4 protein-coding genes and 1 pseudogene are annotated in these 2,054 nt (G+C 39.5%); 3 read left to right on the top strand and 2 right to left on the bottom strand.

Annotated elements, in window-relative coordinates; genetic code table 11:
• The 3 genes and pseudogenes from FJR05_RS01830 to FJR05_RS01820 all read left to right on the top strand — a co-directional run.
• Positions 1–423: pseudogene (locus FJR05_RS01830) on the top strand (ATP-sensitive inward rectifier potassium channel 10); the annotation flags it as partial.
• 26 nt (positions 424–449) lie between these two features.
• Complete coding sequence (locus tag FJR05_RS01825; RefSeq protein WP_168642538.1) at positions 450–1,082, top strand: bifunctional 4-hydroxy-2-oxoglutarate aldolase/2-dehydro-3-deoxy-phosphogluconate aldolase; 633 nt, start codon at positions 450–452, stop codon at positions 1,080–1,082.
• Positions 1,083–1,220: 138 nt separating this feature from the next.
• The gene (locus FJR05_RS01820; protein ID WP_168642537.1) at positions 1,221–1,424 is read left to right on the top strand and encodes a DUF433 domain-containing protein; all 204 of its coding nucleotides are present in this window, start codon (positions 1,221–1,223) and stop codon (positions 1,422–1,424) included.
• A 7-nt stretch (positions 1,425–1,431) separates the two neighbouring features.
• Here the strand turns inward: FJR05_RS01820 and FJR05_RS01815 are convergent, their stop codons facing one another.
• Positions 1,432–1,587 (bottom strand): hypothetical protein, encoded by a 156-nt coding sequence (locus FJR05_RS01815; RefSeq protein WP_168642536.1) that lies wholly within the window; start codon positions 1,585–1,587, stop codon positions 1,432–1,434.
• Between the two features lie 17 nt (positions 1,588–1,604).
• Positions 1,605–2,054 (bottom strand): BPSL0067 family protein (locus tag FJR05_RS01810; protein WP_168642535.1); only part of this gene is annotated, 450 nt, incomplete at its 5' end.

The following is a 2,054-nucleotide window of genomic DNA, read 5'->3' as shown; positions in this document are numbered from 1 at the left end:
CCTACTTCTACCTACCCTATAAACTCTCGAAAGTGGGGGGAGAGTGAAAAACTACAAATGGGGGTGTATTTGATGCGGGATGATATCACTCTAGAGGGTGAATTTATGCGGAAGATATATGATCTGAAGCTGGTGAGAAATCAGACACCTAGCTTTTCTTTATCTTGGACGGTGATGCACATTATTGATGAGTCTAGTCCTCTGTATGGGATGAATTTGGCATTATTAAGCCAAACTCAGGCTTTGCTGATGATTTCTATGAGTGGGATTGATGAAACGGTGGCACAGGTTGTTCATGCTCGTTATAGTTATGGCGTGAATGAGATTTTGTGGAATCATCAATTTGTAGATATTATGTACCATACGCCTGATGGACATCGTTACTGTGACTATAAGCATTTTCACGATGTCTTACCAGTTTAATTAATGCTGTTTAAGTTACGGTAAAAATGCCTAATCAAGTTTGGTTGTCACAGTTAAAATTACATCGAGCGATCGCTGTTATTCGCGCCCCGAAGATGGTATGGGGTGAGAAAATGGCTTTAGCTGTAGCATCTGGAGGTATGCAGTTAATTGAAATTACCTGGAATAGCGATCGCGCACCGGAATTAATTGCCCAACTCCGTGCCAAATTACCTAATTGTATGATTGGTACGGGGACTTTATTTAATGTTCAACAGTTACAAGAGGCGATCGCCTGTGGGGCGCAATTTCTCTTCAGTCCCCACACTGATCTAGATATGATTCAAGCTGCATTAACCGCAAATATCCCCATTATTCCCGGTGCATTGACACCTACAGAAATTATTACCGCTTGGAATCATGGTGCAAGTTGTGTCAAGGTGTTTCCGGTGCAAGCAGTGGGCGGAACTAGCTATATTAAGAGTTTACAAGGACCCCTTGGGCATATTCCCTTAATTCCTACGGGGGGTATAACATTGGAAAATGCTCAAGATTTTTTACAAGTCGGTGCAGTCGCGGTGGGGTTAAGTGGCGAATTATTCCCCACAGAATCAGTATTACAGGAAAATTGGCAAGCTATCAGTGAACAAGCCAGAACTCTCATGCAGAGGTTACATTAAAGGTAAAGTGTATGGCTAAAATTCTACAAATTATTGACGATAGATGAGTAGTAATAGCGCAAGCGGTAACTTATCAGTTCGTTCACCGTATTTATCACTGTTATAATAAAAAATATCAAGTTATATCTTGAAGGAAATATGACACTCAACAACTTATTAAAAACTCAAGGTATTATTCACTCCGATCCTGAAATTATGAGTGGAGTTCCGGTTTTTGTAGGAACTCGTGTTCCTTTACAAACATTGTTTGACTATCTGGAAAGTGAAGGAGGGTTAGCTGAATTTATTAATGATTTTCCCTATCTGGAGACTCAAACTATGATTGCCACCTTCCCGCAATAAATAAAATTCATTTCCTATGATCACCCAAAAGCGATCGCTCGCCATCATCCAATAAAACAGCGATCGCACATTTAGAACAACAAAAAGGCGATCGCTCTCCATGATCCAATAATGCCCAAGATGTAGGGATAAAGCGCAATGCTAAAACCCTACCCCCATACACTTCGCTATGCTAGGCTATTAGAGTTTAATAACGTAGTATTCATCTGCATCATTATTTTCTGAGCCACTTCCAGTTATAGGAACAAAATGTTTTCTAACTGCTGAACCTGTTGGAAAATTCTGACTCCATGCCCAAAAACCAAACACGTCATTTACAGTGTCATAACCGCCAAAAATTGCTGCATGACCATAATATGAATTATTAGAACCTTTAAATGTTGCTATAGCTGTACCTACAGCAACATTGCGATTTTGAATCACATTTTCTCCTCTTTTCCACTTCTCTGTTACGGTTGTTTCTGTGTCAGTCATATCTTTAACTAGATCAACACATTGATATAAAAATGCACCATCGGCTTCTATGTATTTACCATCGAAATCACCATTGATTAATTTAGTTAAGTTGTTCCCAGTAGTCATTAAAATTGGTTCAGCAATAGAAACCAAAACTGAACTACCACCAAAACC

This window comes from Dolichospermum sp. UHCC 0259, from assembly GCF_009711935.1.
Taxonomy (GTDB): Bacteria; Cyanobacteriota; Cyanobacteriia; order Cyanobacteriales; family Nostocaceae; genus Dolichospermum.
This window is presented reverse-complemented; position numbering and strand designations above follow the sequence as displayed.

What these genes read in the sequence shown, in the direction of transcription:
- FJR05_RS01825 (WP_168642538.1), top strand. Translation starts at nt 450, where the DNA reads ATGCCTAATCAAGTTTGGTTGTCACAGTTAAAATTACATCGAGCGATC.
- FJR05_RS01820 (WP_168642537.1), top strand. Translation starts at nt 1,221, where the DNA reads ATGACACTCAACAACTTATTAAAAACTCAAGGTATTATTCACTCCGAT.